The sequence below is a fragment of the Cellulomonas telluris genome, assembly GCF_004886325.1.
GTDB lineage: Bacteria > Actinomycetota > Actinomycetes > Actinomycetales > Cellulomonadaceae > Cellulomonas > Cellulomonas telluris.
The window spans coordinates 781129-801919 of the sequence record NZ_QXFN01000002.1 but is presented as its reverse complement, the minus strand read 5'-3'; the positions used below and the strand labels follow the sequence as shown (position 1 = coordinate 801919).

At 75.8% G+C, this 20791-nt stretch carries 15 protein-coding genes; 3 read left to right on the top strand and 12 right to left on the bottom strand.

The features are described 5' to 3' along the window. Positions 1-521: 521 nt before the first annotated feature. From FB586_RS08810 to FB586_RS19395, 3 genes are all read right to left on the bottom strand, one after another. Positions 522-1463: a tetratricopeptide repeat protein gene (locus FB586_RS08810; protein ID WP_136518897.1), complete on the bottom strand. Its 942-nt coding sequence runs from the start codon at positions 1461-1463 to the stop codon at positions 522-524. A gap of 97 nt (positions 1464-1560) precedes the next feature. Beyond that, complete coding sequence (locus tag FB586_RS08805; RefSeq protein ID WP_246036647.1) at positions 1561-2583, bottom strand: DUF8094 domain-containing protein; 1023 nt, start codon at positions 2581-2583, stop codon at positions 1561-1563. Then, positions 2580-4403, bottom strand: a complete 1824-nt coding sequence (locus FB586_RS19395; RefSeq protein ID WP_168800501.1) for a hypothetical protein — start codon at positions 4401-4403, stop codon at positions 2580-2582. The genes FB586_RS08805 and FB586_RS19395 overlap by 4 nt, the downstream gene beginning before the upstream one ends. A gap of 255 nt (positions 4404-4658) precedes the next feature. On the opposite strand from FB586_RS19395, the gene FB586_RS08795 reads away from it, so the two are divergent. Beyond that, positions 4659-6869 (top strand): coiled-coil domain-containing protein, encoded by a 2211-nt coding sequence (locus tag FB586_RS08795; protein WP_246036646.1) that lies wholly within the window; start codon positions 4659-4661, stop codon positions 6867-6869. 9 nt (positions 6870-6878) lie between these two features. Beyond that, entirely contained in the window at positions 6879-7322 is a 444-nt protein-coding gene (locus tag FB586_RS08790; protein WP_136518896.1) for a hypothetical protein, read from the top strand. Between the two features lie 33 nt (positions 7323-7355). On the opposite strand, the gene FB586_RS08785 is transcribed toward FB586_RS08790, so the two are convergent. From FB586_RS08785 to FB586_RS08760, 6 genes are all read right to left on the bottom strand, one after another. After that, positions 7356-8108 carry an alpha/beta fold hydrolase gene (locus tag FB586_RS08785; RefSeq protein WP_136518895.1) on the bottom strand — a complete coding sequence of 251 codons (753 nt, stop codon included), beginning with the start codon at positions 8106-8108 and terminating at the stop codon, positions 7356-7358. Positions 8109-8199: 91 nt separating this feature from the next. After that, the gene (locus tag FB586_RS08780; RefSeq protein WP_246036645.1) at positions 8200-9051 is read right to left on the bottom strand and encodes an HAD family hydrolase; all 852 of its coding nucleotides are present in this window, start codon (positions 9049-9051) and stop codon (positions 8200-8202) included. 35 nt (positions 9052-9086) lie between these two features. Next, positions 9087-9389 carry an Rv1322 family protein gene (locus FB586_RS08775; RefSeq protein WP_136518894.1) on the bottom strand — a complete coding sequence of 101 codons (303 nt, stop codon included), beginning with the start codon at positions 9387-9389 and terminating at the stop codon, positions 9087-9089. Between the two features lie 107 nt (positions 9390-9496). Beyond that, positions 9497-10948, bottom strand: coding sequence for a GH1 family beta-glucosidase (locus FB586_RS08770; RefSeq protein WP_136518893.1), 1452 nt, complete (start codon positions 10946-10948; stop codon positions 9497-9499). Positions 10949-11150: 202 nt separating this feature from the next. Continuing rightward, positions 11151-13430, bottom strand: coding sequence for an alpha-xylosidase (yicI, locus tag FB586_RS08765; protein ID WP_136518892.1), 2280 nt, complete (start codon positions 13428-13430; stop codon positions 11151-11153). After that, the gene (locus tag FB586_RS08760) at positions 13427-15496 is read right to left on the bottom strand and encodes a beta-galactosidase (RefSeq protein ID WP_136518891.1); all 2070 of its coding nucleotides are present in this window, start codon (positions 15494-15496) and stop codon (positions 13427-13429) included. The genes yicI and FB586_RS08760 overlap by 4 nt, the downstream gene beginning before the upstream one ends. Positions 15497-15774: 278 nt before the next feature. On the opposite strand from FB586_RS08760, the gene FB586_RS08755 reads away from it, so the two are divergent. After that, positions 15775-16782, top strand: a complete 1008-nt coding sequence (locus tag FB586_RS08755; protein WP_136518890.1) for a LacI family DNA-binding transcriptional regulator — start codon at positions 15775-15777, stop codon at positions 16780-16782. Positions 16783-16855: 73 nt separating this feature from the next. On the opposite strand, the gene FB586_RS08750 is transcribed toward FB586_RS08755, so the two are convergent. Genes FB586_RS08750 through FB586_RS08740 form a run of 3 tightly spaced genes read right to left on the bottom strand, consistent with a single transcriptional unit; the run spans position 16856 to position 20534 of the window. Next, positions 16856-17851, bottom strand: a complete 996-nt coding sequence (locus FB586_RS08750) for a carbohydrate ABC transporter permease (RefSeq protein WP_136518889.1) — start codon at positions 17849-17851, stop codon at positions 16856-16858. Further along, positions 17848-18876 (bottom strand): ABC transporter permease, encoded by a 1029-nt coding sequence (locus FB586_RS08745; RefSeq protein WP_136518888.1) that lies wholly within the window; start codon positions 18874-18876, stop codon positions 17848-17850. The genes FB586_RS08750 and FB586_RS08745 overlap by 4 nt, the downstream gene beginning before the upstream one ends. Next, the gene (locus FB586_RS08740; RefSeq protein WP_136518887.1) at positions 18876-20534 is read right to left on the bottom strand and encodes an extracellular solute-binding protein; all 1659 of its coding nucleotides are present in this window, start codon (positions 20532-20534) and stop codon (positions 18876-18878) included. Before FB586_RS08740 ends, FB586_RS08745 begins: the two co-directional genes overlap by 1 nt. Positions 20535-20791 lie beyond the last annotated feature (257 nt).

Below are 20791 nucleotides of genomic sequence, written 5' to 3'. Positions count from 1 at the left end.
GTTGAGTTCTCAAGGAACAGACGCTCATCCTCGATCCACCCTCTCGGGCTTCCCGCAGGAGGCTCATCCACTTTAGCGGAGCTTTTCTTCCTCTTCGACCACAGCGTGGCCGCTTCGGATCTCCGCTGACGTCCACCTCGACCGGCAGGTCTCGCGAACTGTTCCCCGTCATCGATGTGACATGGATCCCTGCTCGCACCTGCCCGGAGGCAACCGTTACAACTTAGCGGTTCCGTCCTGCCCGGTCAACCCCCGCTCCGTGCCGGCCCTCGAAGGGCGACCGCGGTGCGTCGGTCGAGCCGGACATCCGTCCCGCACCCGGGCGCTCACCAGTGCCCGGCGCGAGGCCGGCGGGAGAGGTCCGGGGGGCCGTCCCGCGGGACCGACCACCGGTTCTCGTCGATCCGGTGTCCGTTCCTCCCTGCCGGGCGGCCTCGAGTAAGTTACGCAGCCGCCCGCACCGGCGCAAGCCCGTGCCGGGCGGCGTGCGTCACAGCCGTCCTGGTGCGGTCACCGCCCGCTCAGTAGAGCGCGGACGCGAGCGCCCGGCGTGCCGCGGCGACCCTCGGGTCGTCCGGGCCGACGACCTCGAACAGGTCGACGAGCCGCTTCCGCACGCGCTCGCGCTCGTCGCCGTGCGTCCGGCGGACGACGTCGACGAGACGCGCGAACGCGTCCTCGACCGCCCCGCCGTAGACGTCGAGGTCGGCGACCGCGAGCTGCGCGTCCACGTCCGAGGGGTCCGCCGCCGCGGTGTCGCGCACGGCACGCAGGTCCGCCCCCGCGGTCCGCTCCATCAGACCCACCTGCGCCAGACCCGCGCGCGCCATCGCGTCCCGCGGGTTCTCGCGCAGCGCCTGCTCGTACGCCTGCCGGGCAGCCGGCAGGTCGTCCCGCTCGATCGCGTCGTACGCGGCCTGGTGCAGTGGCGGCAGGGCCGGCTCCGGCTCCGCCGCCGGAGCGGCGGTCGCCTCCGCGGGCGTCACGCGCCCGGTGATCCCGTTGGCCTCCGCGGCGGCCAGCAGCTGGTCGAGCACGGCGCGCACCTGGTCGCGCGGGTACGCCCCCTGGAACAGCGGGAGCGGCTGACCACCGAGCACGGCGACCACCGTCGGCACCGACTGCGCCTGGAAGGCCGCCGCCACCTGCGGGTTCGCCTCGGCGTCGATCCGCGCGAGCAGCCAGCGGCCGCCGTCCTCGTCCGCGAGCGCGGCGAGGTCGGCCACCACCTGCTGGCTCACCTCGCTCCAGGGCGCCCACAGCGCGACCACGACGGGGTGCTGCGTCGAGGCCTGCACGACGTCGCCGAACGTCGACTGGTCGACGTCCCGCACCCACGACGTCGCGGCGGGCAGACCACCGGGGGTCCCGGGCGGCGGCGTCGCCGGACGGGCCAGGGCGGACAGGTCGACGGCGCCACGCACGTCCAGCCGCGGGTGCGGCTGGGGCGACTGGTGCGACATCAGGAGCTCCTCGGGTCGGGTCGGCGGAAGGTCAGGGGTACCAGTCTGGTGGACCGGCGCGGCCACCCGGCCGGTGCGCGGCCGGGTGCGGACGGGGTCACTGGGCCGCGGCGGACGTGACGACGTGCTCGGCCGCGAGCACCTGGGCGGGCGCACCGGCGTCGGCGGGCGGCACGTAGACCACCAGGACCCCGGTGAAGACGCGGCTGAAGCTCGTCCCCGCCGTGGTCGCCCCGCCCGCGAGCGCGGCGTAGAACGGCTCGACCGGGATGGTCGCGCCGCCCGCCAGCGTCACCGTCGACGTCGTGGTCATCTCCGTGACGACGAGCGCGCCGCCGTCGGCCGTCCCCAGGGTCACGACCGGCTCGGCCGCGGGGACGTACGTCTCCGTCAACGCACCCGCGCCGGCGCCCTGGAGGCTGCCGGCCAGCGCGCTCCTGGTCTCCTGGACCGTCGAGCGGAAGCTGTCGGGCGCGAACGACGCCGCGTGCTCGGACCCGTCCCCGTGGGTGAGCACGTCCGCGTACCGGGCACCGACCTCGCCCGGCGGGACGAGCAGACCCTCGGCGTCCGGCGGCAGCTCGGGGCTGCCCTCCTCGGGTGCGGCGGTGGGCGGCATCTGCACGTTCTGCAGCAGCCGCGCCCACCCCCAGAGCTTGTAGGGCTCCCGGGCCGACTCCTGGCGGAGCACGAGCACCCGGGGCGCCTGGAGGTCGTCCGGCTGCTCGGACACGACGAGCTGCGTGCGCGGCCAGGTGTCCGTCTCGGGCACGACGAGGACCTGCTCGTCGACGGGGAGCGCGGTCGGCGGACGCGCACCGGCGGTCGCCTGCGCCCAGACGTACTCCGCGGTGCGCGTGGCCAGCGCGGGCCCGTCGAGCCGCGCCGGCAGGCCCGCCGGGTCGGCGGCCGCGTCGGCCTCGGCGAGCACCTCGCCGACGGAGGCGAGCACGCGCTGCGACTGGTCGAGGCTCACGGCCGGCGGCGGCACGGCGGGGACGGGCTCGGGAGCCGGCTCCGGCAGCGGTGCCGCGCACCCCGCGAGCGCGAGCGTGGACAGCAGCGCGACGCCCGTCGTCGCGAGACGTGGGCGGGTGGTGCGGCGGTGGTCGCGGCTCATCGGCCCTCCTCCCGGTCGGTGCGGTCGTCGGCCTCGGGCGGCAGGGGCGGCAGCCCCCAGGCGCGGCGCCAGGCGTCGGCGCGCGAGCTGGCGTCCGGCGTCCCGGCGGCGCCGGGCGCCCGCGGCCCCTCGGCCGCGGCGGGGCCGGGTGGCGGCAGGGGCGTGCCCGCGCCGGGCACGCCGCCCTGCCCGGGGGCGCGCTGCCCGGTCCCCGGGTGCCCGGTCCCCTGCTGCCCGGTCCCCTGCTGCCCCGTCCCCTGCTGCCCCGCGTCGCGCACCCACGCGGGGCGGCTCGTCGGCGCCGGGCCGGCCGGACGGGTCGGGTGGTCGGGGTGCGAGGACCCACGGGTGGAGGCGACGGGTCCCGGCGGCGGTGGCACGGGGACCCAGCCCCGGGAGCCCGTGCCGGGACCGGCTGGCGGTGCGCCCGGCCCGCCCGCGGGGGGCGCCCCGGCCGCCGGGCCACCGGTCGGGCCGGCGGCGGGAGCCCCCGACGAGCCCTGCAGCCACGCCGGGCGCGGCGCACCGGACGCCGGCGGACGGGAACCGCCCGGTGCGGCGTCGGACGGGCGCCCCGGCTCGGGGGACCAGCCGCCGCGAGGCCCGGTGCCGGGCGCGGCGCCCGACGGCGCCGGGCCGCCGGCGTCGCCTGCGGCGTCCGGCCGTCCGGTCGGGCGCTGCGGCCGGACGGGCTCGTCCCGGGGAGCGGCGGACGCGCCCGAGGGCCGGTCGTCCGCCGTCCCCCGCGAGACCAGGCCGCGCAGCCCGCGGCGCGTGCCAGCGGCGCCACCCGTGGTCGGCTCCTCGTCGCCGGCGCCCTGCGGCCGGCGACGTCCCTCCTGCGCGCCCGCGGCGGGCAGGGCCGTCGTCGCGGTGGCGTCGGCGTCGCGCGCCCCCGCCGCCGGGCGCGCGGCCGCGACCGGCCCCGCGGGGGGCGCTGCCGTCGCCTCCTGCGCCGGCGTCGACTCGTCGCGCGCGGCACGCACGCCCGCGTCCACGGCGGCCCCGCGCTCGCGCAGCTCGCGCAGCTGCCGCCGGGTGAGCTGCACGGGTGCGCCCTCGGCGTCGAGCACCGGCAGCGGGCCGGTGAGGACCGGGGTCCACTCCGCGTCCGGGCGGCGGCGGCGGGAACGCAGGAGGTCGCGCGCCAGCAGTGCCAGCGCCGCGAGCAGCAGGAGCGAGCCGACGACGACGCACGGCACGAGCCACGGGGTCGTCACCTCCTGCGGCCAGGCGAGGGACAGCCGCGGGGCCGACTCCCCCGGGCCGACCGCCAGGACGCTCCACCGGCCCGGCTGCGCCGTCCAGGTGAGCTCGACCTCTCCCGTCCCCGACTCCTCGGCGACCCACAGGTCGGAGCCGCGCGGGTCCGGCACCTCGGCGTCCGCCGCGGTCTCCTCGCCCTCCGCCGCGGCCTCCTCGCCGTCGGCGGACTCCTCCGCGGTCGGCGAGGCCGTGCCGTCGGGCGCCGTCGCCGCGGGGGACGCCGTCGGCGCCGGGCCGTCGGCCACCGCGAGCTCGTGCCAGCCCTCGAGGCCCGTCACCCGCTGGTGCGGATCGGTGCCGACCCAGCCGGCCACGTCGGTGTCACGGCCCACGGCGAGCACGACCGGCTGGTCGTCGTCCACCTCGGCCCGGACGGTCACCTCGCTCGCCGCGAGCTCGAGCACCCCCGGGTCGGTCACCAGGACGTGGCTGTCCGGGTCGAGCGTGGCGACGAGGACGTCGTCGGCCCGCCAGATCGTCGCGGAGGCGACGCCGAGGGCGATGACGACGACGCCGACGACGCCGACCAGGGCGACCAGCAGTCGCTTGAGCACGCAGGATCCTCTCCGCCGACGGACGCTCCAGGATAGGCCGCAGCCCCCCGGACCGGGCGAACCGGGACGGGCCGGCGGGGACCGCGGCCCCCGGGGACCGGCGCGGCGGCCACCTCGACCGCCGGTCGCGCAGCCCCGTCCGGCCCTGGCCCGCGCGCGGTCCACGCGTATCCTGGGCGGCGGAGCACCGGCCCGCCGAGGACGTCCTCGGCCCCTTCCGCGAACGCCGGGCCCCCACCCCTGGAGGATGCCCCCGTGCCCGATGCCCGCACCCCGTTCCCCGTCGTCGGCTTCCGCGGGTACGACCGCGAGGCCGTGGACCAGGCCGTCTCGTCGCTCGAGCAGGCGCTCGCCGAGGCGCGCGCCCGCGTCGAGGCGTTGGACGCCGAGAAGCTGCGGGTCGCCGGCGAGCTGTCGGAGGCGCACCGCCAGCTGCGGGAGGCCGAGCGCCCCACCTACTCGGGGCTCGGGTCGCGGATCGAGCAGCTGCTGCGCTCGGCGGAGGAGCAGTCCTCGGACGTCGTCCAGCAGGCGAACGCCCAGGCCGCCGACGCGCTCGCCCGGGCGAAGCTCGCCGCCGGCCAGCTGCGCGCCCGCGCGGAGAACGAGGTCGCCGAGCTGCTCGCGACGGCGCGCCGCGAGGCGGAGGAGGTGCGCACGACGGCCGCCGCGGAGGCCGAGAGCCAGCTGCTGGCCGCCCAGCGCCGGGCCGAGGAGCTCGTCGGGTCCGCCGAGCGGGAGGCCGCGCGCATCCAGAGCGCGATCACGACCGAGGAGAGCGAGCGGCGGTCGTCGCTCGAGCGCGAGCTCGGGACCCTGCGGGCTCGGGTCGAGAACGAGGCCACCCAGCTGCGCGTCGCCACCGAGCGCACGGCCACGGAGCTGCGCAGCCGCACCGAGGCGGAGACCGCCGAGCAGCGCGCCGAGGCCGAGCGCTACGCGCAGGACCTGCGCCAGGACGCGGACCGCGACACCACCGAGCTGCGGCAGCGCACCGAGGCCGAGGCGGCCCAGCTGCGCGGCGACGCCGAGCGGTACGCGGCGCGCGTGCGCTCGGAGACGAACGCCGAGGTCTCGGCGTGGCGGCAGCGCGCGGCCGAGGAGACCACGGCCCTGCGCGCGGCCGCGGCGGAGTACGCGGACGCGACCCGCGCGGCGGCGGAGCGGGACGCGACCGCGCTGCAGCAGCGCGTCACGGCCGAGGTGACCGCGCTGCGCACGGAGGCCGAGCAGTACGCGGCGTACGTGCGCGCCACCGCGGAGCGCGAGGCCGCCGAGCTGCGCGCCACCGCGTCCGACGAGGTGGCCCGCATGCGCGCCGAGGCCGAGGACGCCGTCGCGACGCTGCGGACCGAGTCCGAGCAGTACGCCGCCCAGCTGCGCGCCCTCGCGGACCGCGAGACGACCGAGCTGCGGGAGCGCACGCAGCACGAGACGGCGCACCTGCGCGAGACGACGCAGCGCGAGACGGCCGACCTGCGGGCCACCGTCGAGCGCGAGGCGGCCGAGCTGCGGGCGGCCGCCGACCGCGAGACCCGCGAGCTGCGCGAGCGCACGCGCCTGGAGGTCGAGCGGCTGCAGACGGAGTCCCGGCGCGCGATCGGCGAGGCCGTCGCGCACGCCCGGGCGCGGGCGGACGAGCTGGTCCGTGCGGCCGAGCAGCAGCTCTCCGACGCCGAGCTCGCCATCGCCTCCCAGCACGAGCTCGCCGAGCGCCAGGACGCCGAGCGGCACGAGGCGGCGCGCCGCGAGACCGAGCGGCTGGTCGCGGACGCCGAGGCGCACGCCGCCGAGGCCGAGGAGCGGGTCGCGAAGGCGCTCGCGCACGCCGAGAAGGTCCGCGTCGACGCCGAGCGGCAGGCGGCCGAGCTGCTGTCGCAGGCCCGGCGCAACGCCGACCGGGTCGTGGCGGAGGCGCGCGAGCACGCGGAGAAGCAGCTCACCGACGCCCTCACGGAGGCGGAGCGCGAGCGCACCACGGCGGCCCGCCAGGTGGAGGACCTGCACCGCCAGCGCGAGTCGATCACGTCCTACCTGGACGAGCTGCGCAACCTGCTGGGCACGAACCCGGACCGCGCGGCGCTGGAGCAGGCGGACCGGATCGAGGCGGCGTTCCGCAAGGAGCAGGAGCAGCAGGCACGGCCCCAGGGCCGGGACGGCCAGGAGCCGGAGCGGACCTCCCGCCCCGCTGCGCCGGAGGCCGCCGCACCGTCCCCCGCGCGTCCGGCGCCCTCCCGCCCGGCCCGGCCGGCGCGCGCGTCCAAGGCGCGGCCGGCGCCCGTCTCCGCCGCCGTGCCCGTCGTGCCGTCCCCGGCGGCCTCCGCCGCGGGCAAGGCCGCGGACACGGGCGGCGAGCAGAGCGCACCGGCCGGTGACGCACCTGCCGCGTCCGCGGAGCCGGCCGACGCCGCGGGCACGGCGACGGCTGGTACGGCCGACGCCCGCGACGACGCCGCCGCACGCTGACGCACCGCCGTGACCGGGACGTCCGAGCCCGCCGCCGACGACGCGGCGAGCTGGCGCGCACGCCGGCGTGAGGCGGCCGGTGCCCACGCCGAGGCGCTGGCCGCCCGGCAGCGTGCCGAGTCGGCGCGCGCGCGGGCGCTGATCGAGGAGTTCCTCGTCGCCGTCCGCAGGGACGGACCGGCCCCGGTGCCGCTGCACGTGCGCAGCTACGACGGCCGCGCGCACTACCGGACGCCGGTCGAGGGCTGGTACCTGCGCCGCGACGGGACGGTCGGCATCGGCACGGACGGCGCGTTCTACGTGCTCACGGCGCCGAGCAGCCTCGCCGCGCGGTTCCGCGGGGTCCGGCCCACGCCGCAGGACCCGCCGCTGGTCATCGGCGCGGGCGGCAAGGACGGCGAGTCGGTCGACATGGCGGACGCGCTGCGGCGCGTGCGCGACGGGCAGGTCTGAGCCGGGGCCCCGTCGCCGGAGCGGCCCGGCGGGTCAGCGTCCGGCGTCCACGCGCTGCGCGAGCTCGACGAGCGCGGTCGCGACCGCGGCCGGGTCCTCCACCGCGGTGAGGTGACCGGCGCGCGGCACGACCACGAGCGGTGCGCCGCCCGCGACCTTGGCGAGGTCCTCCGCCGCGTCGACGCGCGTGACCTCGTCCTCGTCGCCGACGACGACCACCACGGGACCGGTGAACCGCCGCAGCACCTCGGTGCGGTCGGTGCGGGCGGCCATCGCCCGCTGGCTCCACGCGACCCGCGCGGGCGGCTGCTCGTCGATCCAGGCGGCCACCCGCTGCACGACCTCGGGGTGCGCGGTGCGCGTGGTCTCCCCCAGCACGGTGTCGACCATGCCGCGCACGGCGTCGACCGTGCCCGACTCCTCGACCCGGGCCGCGACGTCGAGACGCTTCGCACGCGCCTCGGGGGCGTCGGCGGTGGACCTCGTGTCCACGAGCGCGAGCCCGGCGACCAGCTCGGGGTGCCGCTCGAGCAGGGCGAGGGCCACGTAGCCGCCCATCGACAGGCCCGCGACGACCGCACGCTCCACGCCGGCGGCGCGCACGGCCTCGGCGACGCGGTCGGCGGCGTCGTCGAGGGTGGGCCCCACCGCGTCGAGCGCGTCGGCCGGGCCCGGGAGGTCGGGGGCCAGGACCGTGCGGTCGCGGCCGAGCTGCGCCGCGACGTCGTCCCACATGCGGTGGTCGAGGGGGAATCCGTGCAGGAGGACGACGGGGGTGGCGGTCATGCTGCTCCTCGGTGGCGCGGGACCGCTCGCGCCGGACGGTGCGCGGGCGGGCTGACGTGCGACGACGTCGTCCTCACGTGCGCCTCCGACCCTAGCGGGGGCCACCGCCGGCCACCCGCCGGGCGAGCGCGGCCGCCCGCTCGAGCACGTGCGCGACGCCGTCCTCGGCGTGGGACGGGACGACCTCGTCCACGGCCGCGCGCACCTGCGGGTGGGCGTTGGCGACGGCGAACGACCGGCCCGCCCAGCGGAGCATGGGCAGGTCGTTCGGCGCGTCGCCCACGGCCCACACGTCGCGCGCGGCGACGCCCTGCCGGGCCGACCAGCGGGCCAGGGTGGCGGCCTTCGTGACGCCCGGCGCGGCGACCTCCCCGAGCAGGTCGGCGCCCGCGCCGCTCACGGACGTCGAGACGTGCGCGAGGTCGCCGACGGCGTCCTGCAGGGCGGCGACGAACCCGTCGGGACCGCCGGCGGGCACGCGGGCGTCGACGCGGACGAGCAGCTTGAGGGTCGTCGCGTCGGCGACCTCCTCGATCCTCGCAGCGCGGGGGCTGCCCTCCGGCTGCTCGTGCCCGGACGTGAAGCCGTGCTCGGCCGAGAAGCCCCGGGCGCTCTCGGCGGCCAGGTGCACGTGCGGTCCCCAGACGTCCCGCAGGCGCGCGGCGACGGCGGCGACCCGGTCGCGGTCCATGCCGTCCTCCTCGAGCACGCGCTGGGCGCCGACGTCCACGACCGACCCGCCGTTGGCGCAGATCGCGACGCCGTGGCCGGCCACGTGGGCCGCGAGCTCACCGAGCCAGCGGTGCGGCCGTGCGGTCACGAAGACGACGACGACGCCGGCGTCCTCGCAGGCCGCGAGCGCGTCGACCGTGCGCGGCGAGACCGAGCCGTCGGGAGCGAGCAGCGTGCCGTCGAGGTCGCTGGCCACGATGCGCGGCGCCACCTGCGACCCCGGCGCCCTCCGGGGGTCCGGGCCCGTCACCGGCGCGTCGGCCCGCGCCGTCCGCGCGCCTGCCAGCACGCGGCGTGCCAGTGCCGCCGGTCCTCGAGGCCGTCGCGCCACGTGTCGGTCCGCCAGGCGACGACGTGCGGGGTGCGCGGCGGCACGACCTGGTCGCAGCCGGGGCAGCGGTACTCGCGGTCGGAGCCGCGCACGGACTGCACGACCCACTCCCCGTCCGGCCCCGACTCGGCGCGGCGCCCCCCGCTGGCGCGCTCGACGTCCAGGGGGACGTGCTCGGCGCCGTACGGGCGGCGGGCGGAGCGGCGGCTGCGGGGCACGGTCCCATCCTCGCGCGTCGGCGCGGGCGCGCGCCGGGGGCGACGACGGCCGGGCACCGTGGCGCTCACCACGGTGCCCGGCCGTCGTGCGGGCCCGGCTCCGGACGTCAGAGCGTCGCGGCGGAGCCCGGCGTCGGGATGACGCCCGTGCGGACGAGCTCGCGGTACCAGCGGCCCGAGTCCTTCACCGTGCGCACCTGCGTGTCGTAGTCGACGTGCACGACGCCGAAGCGGCGGTCGTAGCCGTAGGCCCACTCGAAGTTGTCGAACAGGGACCAGACGAAGTAGCCGCGCACGTCCACGCCCTTGTCGCGGGCCTCGCCCACGGCGTCGATGTGGTCGTGCAGGTAGGCGACGCGGTCCGGGTCGTGCACGCGGCCGTCCTCCGACACGGTGTCGTAGAACGCGGCGCCGTTCTCGGTCACGGCCAGCGGCAGCCCCGGGAAGCGCTCGTGCAGCTCGAGGAGCAGGTCGACGAGACCCTGCGGCTCGATGTTCCAGCCCATCGCGGTGTGCGGGCCGGGCTGCGGCAGCCACTCGACGCGGTCCGCGCCGACCCACGCGCTCACCTCGGAGGAGCGGTGCCCGTCGGGCCCCGGCGAGCCGTCGCCCTTCGGCGGGGTGCCGCGCTGCACGCGGCCGGTCGAGTAGTAGTTGACGCCGAGCACCGTGAGGGGCTGGTGGATGATCTCGAGGTCGCCGTCCTGCACGAACGACCAGTCGCTGATCGAGGCGGTGTCCGCGAACACGCGCTCGGGGTACGCGCCCTGCAGCATCGGGCCGACGAACACCTCGTTGGCGATCGTGTCGATCTGCTCCTTGGCGTCGACGTCCTCGGGGTCGTCCGAGGCGGCGCGCGTCACGTGCAGGTTGAGCGTCACCGAGACGGGCGTGTCCTCGCCGAGCTCCTCGCGCAGGGCGCGCACGGCCAGGCCGTGGGCGAGGTTGAGGTGGTGCACCGCGGCGAGCGCGGCGGCGGCGTCCTGGACGCCGGGGGCGTGCACGCCGGAGCCGTAGCCGAGGAACGACGAGCACCACGGCTCGTTGAGCGTCGTCCAGAGGTGGACCTTGTCGCCGAGGGCGCGTGCGACGACGCGCGCGTACTCCTCGAAGCGGTAGGCGGTCTCGCGGTTCGTCCAGCCGCCCGCGTCCTCGAGCGCCTGCGGGAGGTCCCAGTGGTAGAGCGTGACCACGGGCTTGATGCCGGCCGCGAGGAGGCGGTCGACGAGCTCGGTGTAGAACGCCAGGCCCTCGGCGTTCGCCTCGCCGGAGGCGCCGGTGGGCTGGATCCGCGGCCAGGCGACGGAGAAGCGGTACGCCTGCAGGCCGAGGTCGGCCATGATCGCGACGTCCTGCTCGAGTCGGTGGTAGTGGTCGACGGCGACGTCGCCCGTGTCCCCGTTGAGGACCTTGCCGGGCGTGCGGGAGAACGTGTCCCAGATGGACGGGCCGCGCCCGCCCTCGTGCGCCGCGCCCTCGACCTGGTAGGAGGCGGTGGCGGAGCCCCAGAGGAAGTCCGTGGGGAACGGACGGCCGGACGGCCGGGTGGTCTCGATCATGGTGGCCCTTCGAGCTCGGTCCGGGCGGGGCCCGGTGCGACGCGGCCTCGGTGCCGCGTGGGTCGAATCGATACGATACACGCCGTGGGATCGCTCCCGCACCCCCGTGCACGGGTGTGCAGGACCGTCCGGGACGAGGGTCCCACGCGTGCGGGGCGCGGGCCCGCGGGAGGGCGTGCACCCCCCGCGGGCCCATGTCCGCTCAGAGCGCGAGCTCGAGCACGTCCTCGCCCGCGGTGGCGTCCGCGCGTGCGCCGCCGTGCACCTGCACCGCCCACGGGCGCGTCGCCCCGGACGCCTCGACCCGCACCCGGTCGCCCGTGCGCGTGACGGTGAAGGCGGCACCGGGTGCGCCTCCCGCTCCCGGCACGTGCGTCGTCGAGCGGTGCCCGTCCGGCAGCCCGTACAGGTGCAGCGTCACGCCGTCGGCGAAGTCGTAGTCGGGCCGGTCGGTCCGCGCGCCGACCGGCAGGACCGTGCCCGGGCGCACGTACAGCGGCAGGGAGTCGAAGCCGTGGCGCTCGCGCACCCACCGCGGCCCCGTCACCTGCTCCCCCGTCAGGAGCGACGTCCAGGTGCCCTCCGGCACGTACACGTCCACGTCGCCCTCCGCGGAGAACACGGGCGCGACCAGCAGCGACGACCCGAGCATGTACTGCGTGTCCACCGTGGCGGCCCCGCGGTCGTGCGGGAACTCCAGGACCATCGGGCGCATGACGGGCACGCCGTCCGTGTGCGCCTCGAGCCCGGCCTGCGCGAGGTACGGCATGAGCGAGAGCTTGAGGCGGGTGAAGGCCCGCGTCACCTCGACGGCCTCGTCGTCGAAGGCCCACGGCACGCGGTAGGAGTCCGACCCGTGCAGCCGGCTGTGCGACGACAGCAGCCCGAACGGCAGCCACCGCTTGAACACCGCCGCGTCGGGCGTGCCCTCGAACCCGCCGATGTCGTGGCTCCAGAACCCGAACCCGGACATCGCCAGCGACAGCCCGCCGCGCAGCGACTCCGCCATCGAGACGAACGTCGACTCGCAGTCGCCGCCCCAGTGCACCGGGAACTGCTGCCCGCCGGCCGTCGCCGAGCGCGCGAACAGCACCGCCTCGCCCTCGCCGCGCTCCGCGACGAGCAGCTCGAACACCGCGGCGTTGTACAGGTGCGTGTAGTAGTTGTGCATGCGCTGCGGGTCCGACCCGTCGTGCCAGACGACGTCGGTGGGGATCCGCTCCCCGAAGTCGGTCTTGAAGCAGTCGACGCCCTGGTCGAGCAGCGTGCGCAGCTTCCCCTGGTACCAGGCCACGGCCTCGGGGTTCGTGAAGTCGACCAGCGCCATGCCCGCCTGCCACATGTTCCACTGCCAGACCGAGCCGTCCGGGTTCTTCACCAGGTAGCCCAGCCGCTTGCCCTCCGCGAACAGCACCGAGCGCTGCGCGATGTACGGGTTGATCCACACGCAGATGCGCAGGCCCTTGTCCTTGAGGCGGCGCAGCATGCCCTCGGGGTCCGGGAACGTCGCGGGGTCCCAGATGAAGTCGCTCCAGTGGAACTGCCGCATCCAGAAGCAGTCGAAGTGGAAGACCGACAGCGGCAGGTCGCGCTCGGCCATGCCGTCGACGAAGTGCGTCACGGTCGCCTCGTCGTAGCTCGTCGTGAACGACGTCGACAGCCACAGCCCGTACGACCAGTCCGGCACGCGCGCCGGCCGGCCCGTCAGGGCGGTGTAGCGGCGCAGCACGTCCTTCGGCGTCGGGCCCGCGATGACGTAGTACGTGAGCGACTGCCCCTCGACGGAGAACTGCGCGCGCGAGACGACCTCGGTGCCGATCTCGAACGAGACGCGCTCGGGCTGGTCGACGAACACGCCGTAGCCGGCGTCGCTCACGTACAGCGGCACGTTCTTGTACGCCTGGTCGCTGGCGGTGCCGCCGTCGGCGTTCCAGATGTCGACCGTCTGGCCGTTCTTCACCAGGGCACCGAACCGCTCCCCCAGCCCGTACAGGTGCTCGCCCACGCCGAGCGTGAGCTGCTCGCGCACGAAGTGCCGGCCCGCCGCGTCGGTCAGCACCCCGACGCTGCGCGCGACCGAGGACGTGAGCGTGCGCCCGTCCGCGACGAACTCGACGTTCCAGTCGCCCTCGGTCGCGACGCGCGCCTCGAGGCCGCCGGACCGGAACGTCGCGAGCGGCGCGCCGGTCAGCTGCGGCGTCGCGATCTTCACGTCGCCCACCTCGCGGTGCAGCGCGAACGCCGGGCTCCGGTCGAGGCCGCCCTGGAAGTGCTCGATCGTCACGCCCACGACGCCGTCCATCGGGCTGTGGAACGTGACCGTGACGAGCGGACGGTTGAGCGTGTCGCCGCGCGTCGTGATGGGTGCGGTCGACGCGTACACCGTGAGGGTGTCGTCCCCCGCGACGACGTCGTCGACGTGCCGCGGACGCAGCTCGGTGACCCCGGGGAGCAGCTGCCAGTAACCGTCGGTGAACTTCATGGGGTCCTCTCGATCAGGGCCAGGGCGCCGTGCGGGGCCAGCGGCACCCGCCCGGCGACGTCGGTGCCGGTCAGCAGGTCGTGCCACGCGCCCTCGAGGGTCACGGCACGGTCCGCGTCGGCGGCGTTGAGGCAGAAGGTGACGTCGCCGCGGCGCACGGTCTCGACGTCGTGGTCGGCGGTGACGCCGACGGGGCCGGGGACGCCCGCGGCCGCGACGCACGCGTCGACGACGCGGGCGAGCACGTCGGCCGGCGGGGTCGAGGCCACGTACCAGCCCTCGCCGCCGCCGGCGTGCCGCCGCCGCACGACGGTGGCGCAGCCGTCGAGGTCGCCGCCGACCACGGTGGCGACCGCCTCGCCGTCGTCGACCCGCACCCGCTCCGCCCAGTCGTGCGCGACGTGGTCGCCGAGCAGGTCGGACGCCACCCGCACGCCCGCGTCGGGCAGCGGCACGTACTCCTCGCCGGAGCCGCCGACCAGGTCGGCGAACGGCACGGGGAACCGGCCGGTGCGCACGTGCCCGTCGCGGTCGGCGACGCCCGAGAACGGGCCGAGCAGGAGCACCCCGCCGCGCTCGACCACCGCGCGCAGGCCGTCCACGTGGTCGTCCTCGACGAGGTAGAGCTGCGGGGCGACCACGAGGTCGTAGCCGGTCAGGTCGGCACCCGGCGGGACCACGTCGACGGCGACGCCCGCACGCCACAGGGGCTCGTAGTACGCGAGCAGCTGCGGCAGCACGCGCAGGCGGTCCGACGGCTGCGCGGGCTCCTCCGCGGCCCACCAGCTCGACCAGTCCACGACCAGCGCGGTCCGGGCGGGCACGCGCGTGCCGACCACCCGCCGCAGCCGGCGCAGCTCGGCGCCGTGCGCGACGACGGCACGGTGCAGCGCCGTGTCGGGCCCCGCGTGCGGGACCAGACCCGAGTGGAACCGCTCGGCCCCGAAGACCGACGCGCGCCACTGGAAGAAGCACGACCCGTCGGCGCCGCGCGCGACGGCGCGCAGCGAGTCCAGGCGCATCTGCGCGGTCGTCTTCGGCACGTTGTGCGGCCGCCAGTTCACGGCGCCCGCGGCCTGCTCCATGACCATCCACGGCTCGCCGCCCGCCAGCCCGCGCGCCAGGTCGTGCGTGAGGGCGAGACGCACGGGCGACGCGGGGTCGGCCGGGTCGCCGTAGACGTCGTCCGCGACGACGTCGACCTCGGGCGCCCACCGCCAGTAGTCGGTCAGGACGTGGAAGCCCATGAGGTTCGTCGTCACCGGCGTGGCGGGCGCGGCCGCCCGCAGCACGGCCGCCTGCTCGCGGTACAGGTCGAGCAGGAGGTCGGAGGCGAACCGCCGGTGGTCGAGGTTCTGGGTGGGGTTCACCAGGTACGGCGCCGCGCGCGGCGGCACGACCTGCCCCCACTCGTCGTACCGCTGGCTCCAGAACGTCGTGCCCCAGGCCCGGTTGAGCTCGTCGAGGCTGCCGTACCGGGCACGCAGCCAGGCGCGGAACGCCTGCGCGCAGTGCTCGCACCAGCACACCTGGCCGTACTCGTTGCCCACGTGCCACATGCGCACCGCGGGGTGCTCGGCGTACCGGTCGGCCAGCACGCGCGCGACGGTCAGTGCCCGCTCGCGGTACTGGGGGGACGAGGGGCAGAAGTGGTTGCGCGACCCGTGCGACAGCCGTACGCCGTCGGGTGTGACCGGCCGCGTGCCCGGCCACAGGACGCCGAGCCACGGCGGCGGCGACGCGGTCGGCGTGGCGAGGTCGACGAGCACGTCGTGCTCGTGCGCCAGCTCCAGGACGCGGTCCAGCCAGCCGAGGTCGTACCGGCCGGGCCTCGGCTCCAGCTGCGCCCACGAGAAGACGCCCACGGTCACCAGGTTGACCCCGGCGGCGCGCATCAGCGCGACGTCCTCGCGCCAGACCTCGGGGTCCCACTGCTCCGGGTTCCAGTCGGCCCCGTACAGCAGCCCGGCGTCCGCGGTGAGCGCGGCGAGGCCGGGGCGGGCGGGGGCCGCCGCGGGCGGCGCCGGCGCGGCGGCCGGGTGGGTGGCCGGGTCGGTGGCGGTCACGGCAGGGCTCCTGGGGTGGTGACTCGGGTGGGACGGGCCGGACCTGGCGACGCGACGTCGAAGCGGTTCGACACCGCGCCGTCCAGGATACGAGCAGGTCGGCCATGCTCCGGCGGCGACGCCAGGGCACCCTGACGGCAGCAGGAGGCGAAGCGCTTCCCGGCGGACCTCACCGTGCCGACGCGGTCCGCCGGCACCCGCCCGCGCGCTAGGGTGTCCGCCATCACGAGGTGCGGGCGTGTGCCGCCGGGCGCGCAGCACGTGACGAACGGAGCACCGTGGCGACGACGATCGACGACGTGGCGCGCGCGGCGGGGGTCTCGACCTCCACCGTGTCCTACGTCCTGTCCGGCAAGCGACCCATCTCGGCGCCGACGCGCCAGCGCGTCGAGCGCGCCATCCGCGACCTCGGGTACCGCCCGCACGCCGGCGCCCGCGCCCTCGCGTCGAGCCGTACCAACGTCCTCGCGCTCATGGCGCCGCTGCGCGTCGACGTCAACGTCTCCGTGATCATGCAGTTCGTCACCGGCGTGGTCACCGCCGCGCGCGCGTTCGACCACGACGTGCTCCTGCTGACCGCCGACGAGGTGGCGGGCATGGAGCGGGTCGCGTCCGGCTCGATGGTCGACGCCCTCGTCATGATGGACATCGAGGCCGACGACCCGCGCATCCCCGTCCTCGTCGGGCTCCGCCAGCCGGCCGTGCTCATCGGCCTGCCGCGCGACCCCGAGGGGCTGTCGTGCGTCGACCTGGACTTCGAGGCGGCGGGCCGGCTCGCGGTCCGTCACCTCGCCCGCCGCGGGCACCGGCGCGTCGCCCTGCTCGGCTCGCCGCGCGCGGTGCTCGAGCGGCACACCTCCTACGCCGACCGCATGCTGCGCGGCTTCGACCAGGAGGTCGCCGGGTCCGGCCTCGAGGGCGTCGTCGAGCCGTGCGAGTCGTCCATGGCCGGCGCGGTCGAGGCCGTCGACCGCGTGCTCGAGCGCCTGCCCGACGTCACCGGCGTCGTCGTGCACAACGAGGTCGCGCTCCCGTGGGTCGTCGCGACCCTGCGGGACCGCGGGCGGCACGTGCCGGACGACGTCTCGGTCGTCGCCGTGTGCCCGCCGGACGTCGCCACCAACCAGCCCCTCCCGCTGACGAGCGTCGACATCCCCGCGCACACCATCGGGAAGGTCGCCGTCGAGATGGCCATGGCCCGCGTCGACCGCGACGAGCCGGCGGAGACCCGCCTGCTCGCCCCCGTGCTCGTCGAGCGGGCGAGCACCGCCGCCGCCGTGCGCTGACCGCCGCTCCCCCGCGTCCCGCTCCCCCGCGTCCGTCGCCCGCCGGGCTCGCCCCCTGCCGTCGAGCACGGCGTCAGCCCTTGATCGCGCCCGTGATGACGCCCTTGGTGAAGTGGCGCTGCACGAACGGGTAGACCAGCAGGATCGGCACGATCGCGAGCACGACCACCGCCATCTGCACGGGCAGGCCGGTCACCTGCCCCGACGCCACGTCGACCTGGCCGACGCCGCTGCCGGGCAGGGTGACGCCCTGCAGCACGTACGAGCGCAGCACCAGCTGCAGCGGCCACTTCGCGTTGTCGTTGATGTAGAGGATCGCGTTGAAGAACGCGTTCCAGTACCCGACCCCGTAGAACAGCGCCACGACCGCCGTCACGGCCTTCGACATCGGCAGCACGATGCGGCCGAGGATGCGCCAGTCGCCGGCGCCGTCGATGCGCGCCGCGTCGAGGATCCCCTGGTCGATGCCCATGAAGAAGTTGCGCAGGATCAGCACGTTGAAGGCCGAGACGGCGCCGGGCAGGATCAGCGCCCAGTACGAGTCGATGAGCCCCAGCGAGCTCACCAGCAGGTACGTCGGGATCATGCCCGCGCCGAAGAACATCGTGATGAGGAAGACGAAGAGGATCGGGCGGTGCCACAGCGACGACGGCCGTGAGAGGCCGAACGCCGCGAGCACCGACACGACGGTCGAGATGACCGTGCCGACCGCCGTGATGCCGGTGCTCACCAGCGCCGCCCGGGTGACGATGCCGCCCGAGAGGATCTGCGTGTAGGCGCCGAGGGTCAGCTCGCCCGGCACGACGACGAGGCCGCCGGCGCGGATCGTCTCCGCCTGCGTCGACAGGCTCGTGATGACGACCGTCCACAGCGGGAACACGATCGCCAGGACGACCGCCGCCAGGACGACGACCTTGACGGTCTGCCCGGCGACGCTCGGCGGCTCCTCCCAGGCCGCCCGGTGCTTGGACCGGCGCCGGCGCGGGGTGCGCGCCGACGCGACGTCGGTGGGCACCGCGACCACCGTCGTGCCGATGTGGGGACCGCCCTGTCCGGTCTGCTCGCTCATGACTTCCGGTACACCCCCGACTCGCCGAACACGTGGGCCAGCTTGTTGGCGCCGAGCACCAGCAGCAGGCTGACGACGCCCTTGACCAGGCCCGCGGCGGCCGCGAAGCTCCAGTCCCCGTAGATGACGCCCTGGTAGTAGACGTAGGTGTCGATGACCTCGGCGACGTCCGCGCCGACGGCCCCGCGCTGCAGGATCAGCTGCTCGAACCCGACCGTCAGGGCGTCGCCCAGGCGCAGGATGAGCAGCAGGATGATGACCGGCCGCAGCGCGGGCAGCGTCACGTGCCACATGCGCCGCCACCGGTTGGCGCCGTCGACGGCCGCGGCCTCGTACTGCTCGGGCGGCACGGTCGACAGCGCGGCGAGGAAGATGATGATCCCCCAGCCCGCGTCCTTCCAGACCGACTGCATCGTGAGGAGCACGAGGAACGTGTCGGGGTTCGTCATGAGGTCGAAGCCCGACCCGAGCCCCGCCTCGCGCAGCGTCTGGTTGATCAGCCCCGCGCCGCCGAAGATCTGCTGGAACACCGTGACGACCAGCACCCACGAGAAGAAGTGGGGCAGGTAGACGATGGACTGGATCGTCGTGCGGACCCGCGGCGTCACGATGCTGTTGAGCAGCAGCGCGAGCACGATCGGGACGGGGAAGAAGAACACCAGCTGGAACGCCGTGATGACCAGCGTGTTCTGCACCGCGTCGAGGAACAGCGGGTTGGAGAACACCCGCACGAAGTTCGCCCAGCCCACGAACGGGCTGTCGACGAAGCCCGTGTAGGGCGAGTAGCTCTGCCACGCGATGACGTTGCCGAGCATCGGGACGTAGGCGAACACCACGAGCAGGGCGACGGCGGGCAGCACCATGAGGAGCAGCGCGCCGTCGCGGCGCAGCCGCGTGCGGAGGGAGAGCTTGCGCACCGGGGGGCGGCCCCGCCGCGAGGGGGCGGGCGCGCCCGCCCCCTCGGCGACGGGGTCCGGCGACGGCGTCGCGTCCCGGCGGTTGCGCAGGGTCTGGCCGAGGCTCATCACTGCGCGTCCAGGATCTCCTGGTAGAAGGAGCGCAGCTCCTCACCCCCCGACGCCCGCCAGGTCTCGACGGCCTGGTCGAGGTCCTTCATCGACTTGCGGCCGCGCGAGATGTCCTTCTCCAGGTCCACGAACGGCTGGCCGATCGCCGCGTACTGCGCGGGCTCCACGATCTGCTGCGCGTAGAACAGGGGCTCGGTGAGGTACTCCGCCGCCTGCTGCTGCCACTCCGAGGACGTCTGGACGTAGCCCGGGTACTGCACCCGGGTGTTCGCCAGCGGCGGGCTGACGAGGAACACGTACGTGGGCTGGAGCTCGGTCGCCGCCAGCGGCGTGGGGACCGGCAGGCCGTCGGCGCCTCGCGTGTAGTGCACGCCCTCGACGCCGTTGTTGACCACGTCGAACTCGGTGGTGCCGAAGGGCGCTGCCAGCACGTTCGCGAGCGCGAGGAGCTCGCGGATGCGGTCCTCGTCGTCCGTCTTCTTGAGGAACGAGAAGATGTTCGCCGGCTGGCCCTTCCACAGCACCGGGGTGCCGCCGTCGGCGGCGAACGGCGCGAACGGCTGCTGCCAGTACGCCGGGTTGCTGCCGAGGTTGTCGCGCAGGGCCTCGTGCCACGCGCCGACGCCGTCGTTCATGATGAGCGACTGGCCGGACTGGAAGCGGGTCTTCGCGTCGCCCGCCTGGTCGGCGACCGCGTCGGGGTGCACCGCGCCGCTCGCGAACAGGGCCGCGTTCCACTCCAGCGCCGCGCGGTACTCCTCGGTCTCGACGCGGTGCACGAGCTTGTCGCCGTCGAGCTTCCACCGCGGCGGGACCGCGTGGATGATCGCCGCGGTGTTCCACAGGTCCTCGGCGCCCCAGCGGTTGCCGCCCGTGAGCTCCTTGGCGAGGTCCAGCAGGTCCTGGCCGTCCTGCACGTCGGGCGTGATGCCGAGCTCGTCGAGGACGTCCTTGCGGTAGAAGATCGCGTCGGTGATGACCTCGCCGGGGAACGGCAGGCCGTAGAGGCGGCCGTTGAACGTGCAGAACCGCCACACGTCCGTCGGGATGTTCGCGAGGTTGGGATAGTCCTTCGCCTTGTCCCCGCCGAGGTGGTCGGAGAGGTCCTGGAAGAGGTTGGGCACGATCTCGGAGCCGAAGCGCGGCGGGATGTTCCACGTCGGCACGGTCACCCAGTCGGGGACGTCGCGCGCGGACGCGAGCACGGTGGCGAGCTTGTCGCCGTAGGTGTTGCCGTCGGTGATCTGGAACTCGATGGTCGAGCCGAGCAGCCCGTTGACGGCCTCGTAGTACTGGTTGCCCTTGGTCGGCGGGATGGTGCCCCACAGCGGCGTCATCGCCGTGAACGTGGTGCCGCTGCCCGGGGCCTCCGGCACGGACTGCACGAGCTCGGTCGGGATCGTCTCGTAGCCCGGCGTCGAGCCGTTCACGCTCGGGTAGTCGGGCTCCACGTAGTCCACGGGGACGTACGTCGGCAGGACGTCGGCCGACGCGGTCGCGCCCGGCGTGGTGGCGGTGCCCGCACCGCCGGACCCGCACGCGGTCAGCAGGGACGGGACGCCGGCCACGGCGGCGCCGGCGGCGACCATGCCGAGGAACGAGCGGCGGCGGACCGGCACGTCGCCGACGCGCCGGGTGGTCGTGGTGGTGTTCATCAGCGTCCTTCACTCCCTCGTGGATGTGGACGTGCTCGGTGTGCCTCGCCGCGCCGGCCCGACCGGCGCGCGGTCCTGCTCTCGCCCGACCCGCCCGGACGCCCGGGGTCCTCGGTGACCCGCCGGCGTCCCGCTCCGCCCTCCCGGCGCCGCGCAGCGGGCGGAAGGACAGTCGAAGCGGTTCGACGTCCGGCAATCTAGGACACCGGATCGCTGTGAGGCAAGACACGGCGGGAACTTGTCAGCACCGGGCAGAT

Coding starts and splice junctions, on each gene's coding strand:
- FB586_RS08810 (WP_136518897.1), bottom strand. CDS start 1,463: ATGTCGCACCAGTCGCCCCAGCCGCACCCGCGGCTGGACGTGCGTGGC.
- FB586_RS08805 (WP_246036647.1), bottom strand. CDS start 2,583: ATGAGCCGCGACCACCGCCGCACCACCCGCCCACGTCTCGCGACGACG.
- FB586_RS08750 (WP_136518889.1), bottom strand. CDS start 17,851: ATGAGCGAGCAGACCGGACAGGGCGGTCCCCACATCGGCACGACGGTG.
- yicI (WP_136518892.1), bottom strand. CDS start 13,430: ATGAAGTTCACCGACGGTTACTGGCAGCTGCTCCCCGGGGTCACCGAG.
- FB586_RS08740 (WP_136518887.1), bottom strand. CDS start 20,534: ATGAACACCACCACGACCACCCGGCGCGTCGGCGACGTGCCGGTCCGC.
- FB586_RS08785 (WP_136518895.1), bottom strand. CDS start 8,108: ATGACCGCCACCCCCGTCGTCCTCCTGCACGGATTCCCCCTCGACCAC.
- FB586_RS08745 (WP_136518888.1), bottom strand. CDS start 18,876: ATGAGCCTCGGCCAGACCCTGCGCAACCGCCGGGACGCGACGCCGTCG.
- FB586_RS08770 (WP_136518893.1), bottom strand. CDS start 10,948: ATGATCGAGACCACCCGGCCGTCCGGCCGTCCGTTCCCCACGGACTTC.